The organism is bacterium, from assembly GCA_030647005.1.
Classification (GTDB): domain Bacteria; phylum Patescibacteriota; class Patescibacteriia; order JACPHY01; family JACPHY01; genus JAUSKG01.
On the sequence record JAUSKG010000007.1, the window covers coordinates 1 to 3,802 of the forward strand.

Genomic DNA, 3,802 nt, shown 5'->3' on the forward strand with positions numbered 1-3,802 from the left:
CTCCCATTCTTCGCGGTGGAGCTCGGGTCATTCCTCGTGAGCACGCGGAGCGGCTGGTGGCGCGAGAAACTCCGCGCATGGCGGTTCATGTTCCACGGAAGCACGTGGCAGTGGATATGGCAGCGCCGCCGTCGCATGCAACGCGAGCGTCGCATCGGGGACCGCAAGCTCCTCCGGTGGGCTGAGGGTCGCATCCTCTTCCAAGAAGGCGACGCCAGCGGCGGCCTCATAACCCGCATCGCAAACCCGATCATGGCAATCACGTGGAAAATCCTCTACGCGTGCATCTGGTGGTAAAAGTTGCCGTCATTGCGAGGAGTCACACGACGAAGCAATCTCACCCCTCGCACAAGCGCATGGCGTGGGGGGTCCCTCGCCGCCCCGTGCAGACTCGGGATGACGCTACGCATCACTTCACCGCTGCGGCTCGCAATGACTACTCTTTTTGTATCCCAAACTTCCCAAGCAACTCCCGCGCCCCTGGCACTTCATCGAGCGTCGGGTACCGATAATCCTCCTTGTCGTACGGCGTAGAGCCGAGCGCGACCGTCGTCACGCGCTCATCCGTAAGCGGAACGAGCGCATGGTAGACCCCATGCGGGACGCGAAGACGCGCAAGCGGACCATCCGCTAGCACATACGTCGGGATACCGTGCGTCTCCTGAGGCGCCACATCGCCCACAATGACACCCGCGGTCACGCGATACGTCGGCGAGTCAGGACGAACATCCGACAACACCCACAACGCACTCCCCGTGAATGTAAAGAAAAGTTCATCGAGCACCGGATGGTAATGCCCCCCACGCACGTTCCCCTTCCCCCGCGTCGTAAACGCATACACATCCAAAATCTTCCCCCCCGGCGCATCCAGATTCCCCGTCCCCCCCGGCAGCATATGCAACACCGCCCCATCCGCATTCCCGATGCGCGGCTGGAGTTCGACACGAACGCCGTCAATGGCGGTGGCGATAATCTGGAGCGACATATGAAGACATGCACTTCCCCGCTCCAAAGAGCGGGGAATCATCGTCGTTATGTACCCGATCGACGAACGTGCTTGCGAGCACTGCGCTTGCGCGCTGGAGAAGGAACGGTCGGACTCACGCTGAGCACGTAGAAGAACGAAGCAATAGGATCGCCGGGACGCCGCGCGCAATCTTCTCGGAGGAGACGTCGATTCCGTTCGCTCGCAGTCCCCTTTTTGACCGGAACCATGCTTCTCTTTTCCATGAGGAACCTCCAACAATCAACGTACATCGAAGCATTGCTATTGTCAACCAGGAAATCGGGGTTCACGTATGCAGCAAAAACCCCCGCAGCGCTTCCTCCCACGCCCGCATCGGCGGGAGCTTTGTGGATCGGAGCACGGAGTACGCGGGGCGACGCGCTGGGCGCTTGAGCTCGGCGGGATCGCGTGGTGTTACGGTGGCGTGGAGACCCTTCGCGACGACGATCGCGCGTGCCCATTCCTCCCACGTGCAGCCGCCCGTATTGGCCATGTGGTAGATGCCCGGTGTGATGACAGCATTGCGGAGCACGTGCGTATCGAGGTGCGCCGCGAGATCATCAACGAGTGTCGGGCTCGACACCTCTTCACGATTGATCGCGAAGGATGAGGATTTCGTCGCGAGATCCAAAATGATCTCAACGAAACTTCGCTTCGCGTTGGCAGAGGTGGCAGGCGGACCGTACAGACGCGATGTTCGTACGATCACCGCACGCGGATCTCGCGCGCGGATGGCGAGCTCGCCAAGGTATTTCGAGATGCCGTACGCACTGATCGGCGCCGGCTCGTCGTCTTCGACGTACCCCTCGGTCTTCAACCCATCAAAAACGTAATCCGTCGAGATATGGAGCGTTCGTGCCCCCACCGCTATCGCCGCGTTGGCGAGGATGGACGGTGCGTAGGCGTTCGCCAGGAACGCTTGCCGCGCACCCGCCCCCTCGGTCTCATCAACATTGTTGTACGCCGCGGTGTGAATGATCCAATTCGGCCGCGCCGAATCTACTGCCGCATGCACCGCAGCAGCATCCGTGAGGTCGAGCGCCTCGTGAGTCGGCGCGACGATGTCATGCGCCCCCGCAAGCCGCCGCAGGATCGCACCGCCAAGTCGTCCAGATGCACCGGTGAGGAAGAGACGCACACGAAATGCTGAATGATGAACGCAAAATGCTGAATGCGACGTTCACGGATTGTCGGACGGCTCCGTTGTTCTGGCCGCAAGGACGACCGCTCCAACAGCAATCGCCGCAAGGAGCGCGACCACGATCCCCAGCATCCCCGCCTGAAGCCGCCACCAGACCCAGAAGCCGACAGCGACCGCAACGGCAATCGCGAGTACCGCTCTCAATTTCTCCCCTTCCACCGCTGTGGAGGGGGTGCGCGAGGGGGAGGATGCGCCGCGTCCCGCCACGATCCCCACCACAATCAACGCCACCAAAAACCAATGCGGATTCACCACACTCCGCACAAACCCCGGCTCGAGATCGTCGAGCAAAAGCAGGAGCGGATACAGCACAAGCAATACCGGCAACAGCTCACGTGCAACTACCGTAAGCGGTGTCCAAAATACTGAATACTGAATACCGAATACTGATCTCATAGGCAAATACCCGCGAGGCACACCGGCTCCCGTTCCGCGATCACGCGCAGCCCGTGCACGATGATCGGCTGCTCCGAACTTGCACCCGGCGCAGAGAGCACGAACCGATACACATTCCGCTCCACCTGCCACGCACGCTGGAGCTCAAACGGAATCCGCATGGTCACTATTTCCCCACCCCCCCACGCCCCCCCTCCCGGTGGAACGGGGGGAAATATTTTTTCTTTTTCTCCCCCTCCCTCCGGGAGGGGGAGCGCGAGGGGGTGGAACTCCGGTTCAGGAAACTGAAACGCCCACTGCGTCGGATGCGTCCGCACCCCAAACCTGAGCGGGATGTCTCCCGGATTCTCATACCGCAACTCCACCGTTGCCCGCCGGAACCACCGCGGGATGCGGAGGTTGACGTACACCGGCTCGCCGATGACATTCACACGATCGGCCGACAACTCCACGCGCACCGGCGGCCCCAGAAACGATAGATACGGCGTCGCCCGATCCAGCTGCGCGACCACATCGAACCGTCGGTCAAGCTGAAGATCACGCAGTGCAAGAATCAAAAGAAATCCTACCGCAACGATCCAAACGGCCCACCGAATATTTCGGGGTGCGATCATAGCTCCCACGGCAGACGAAAGAGGCTCTCGCCGAATGGCATCTCCGTTCGTTCTGGAACGAGAAGAAACTCGGATGTGGTGCCCATGCCAACAACGTACCAGTACACCGGCACGCGGTCGATGAGTTGGTAGAGTTTTTTGCCAAACCCCGGATCGTCCTGCGGACGATCCATCGCATGCACCACCGCGCGCTCTGGGAAGAAGACCTTGTCCATGCGGTGCGAGACAATAACCGCGTTTGGCTCGGTCACCGCGATGACGGAACGAGCACGTGTGCGATGCTCGGCGAGTGCGGCGCGCTGGCGGAGGAGTCCTTCGGCCGGATCAGTGACGACGGCCCGAAATGATGTGATCGCGATGCTCAGGAGCACGAGCGTCGCGATGTACGGGCGCCACCGTTCAATGCAGCGATCAAGAATCCATCGGAGTCCGACCGCTGCCCAGAGCGCGAGGACGATGGTGATAGGGAGCCAGTACCGCACGTACGAAATCGTGAGCACGTTCGTCTCCCGCACGAGCGAGTCTGCAATAGTCCACGAGCCGTAGTACAGAATCAACCAGACCGTGAACACCATCGTCCCCACC

6 protein-coding genes are annotated in these 3,802 nt (G+C 61.0%); 1 reads left to right on the forward strand and 5 read right to left on the reverse strand.

Going from position 1 to position 3,802, the window contains the following annotated elements:
* A partial coding sequence (locus tag Q7S96_00690; GenBank protein MDO8462778.1) for a hypothetical protein occupies positions 1-297 on the forward strand: 297 nt, incomplete at its 5' end.
* 139 nt (positions 298-436) lie between these two features.
* Here the strand turns inward: Q7S96_00690 and Q7S96_00695 are convergent.
* From Q7S96_00695 to Q7S96_00715, 5 genes are all read right to left on the reverse strand, one after another.
* Positions 437-985 carry a hypothetical protein gene (locus Q7S96_00695; protein MDO8462779.1) on the reverse strand — a complete coding sequence of 183 codons (549 nt, stop codon included), beginning with the start codon at positions 983-985 and terminating at the stop codon, positions 437-439.
* Between the two features lie 307 nt (positions 986-1,292).
* Complete coding sequence (gene rfbD / locus Q7S96_00700; GenBank protein ID MDO8462780.1) at positions 1,293-2,144, reverse strand: dTDP-4-dehydrorhamnose reductase; 852 nt, start codon at positions 2,142-2,144, stop codon at positions 1,293-1,295.
* Between the two features lie 42 nt (positions 2,145-2,186).
* Positions 2,187-2,603: a hypothetical protein gene (locus Q7S96_00705; protein ID MDO8462781.1), complete on the reverse strand. Its 417-nt coding sequence runs from the start codon at positions 2,601-2,603 to the stop codon at positions 2,187-2,189.
* Positions 2,600-3,217, reverse strand: coding sequence for a hypothetical protein (locus Q7S96_00710; protein MDO8462782.1), 618 nt, complete (start codon positions 3,215-3,217; stop codon positions 2,600-2,602). Before Q7S96_00710 ends, Q7S96_00705 begins: the two co-directional genes overlap by 4 nt.
* Positions 3,214-3,802, reverse strand: a 589-nt coding sequence (locus Q7S96_00715) for a hypothetical protein (GenBank protein MDO8462783.1), incomplete at its 5' end; no start/stop codon positions are given. The genes Q7S96_00715 and Q7S96_00710, both read right to left, overlap by 4 nt.

Bases quoted from the DNA above. Each gene is read 5' to 3' on its own strand.
- Q7S96_00695 (MDO8462779.1), bottom strand. From the start codon at position 985: ATGTCGCTCCAGATTATCGCCACCGCCATTGACGGCGTTCGTGTCGAA.
- Q7S96_00705 (MDO8462781.1), bottom strand. From the start codon at position 2,603: ATGAGATCAGTATTCGGTATTCAGTATTCAGTATTTTGGACACCGCTT.
- Q7S96_00710 (MDO8462782.1), bottom strand. From the start codon at position 3,217: ATGATCGCACCCCGAAATATTCGGTGGGCCGTTTGGATCGTTGCGGTA.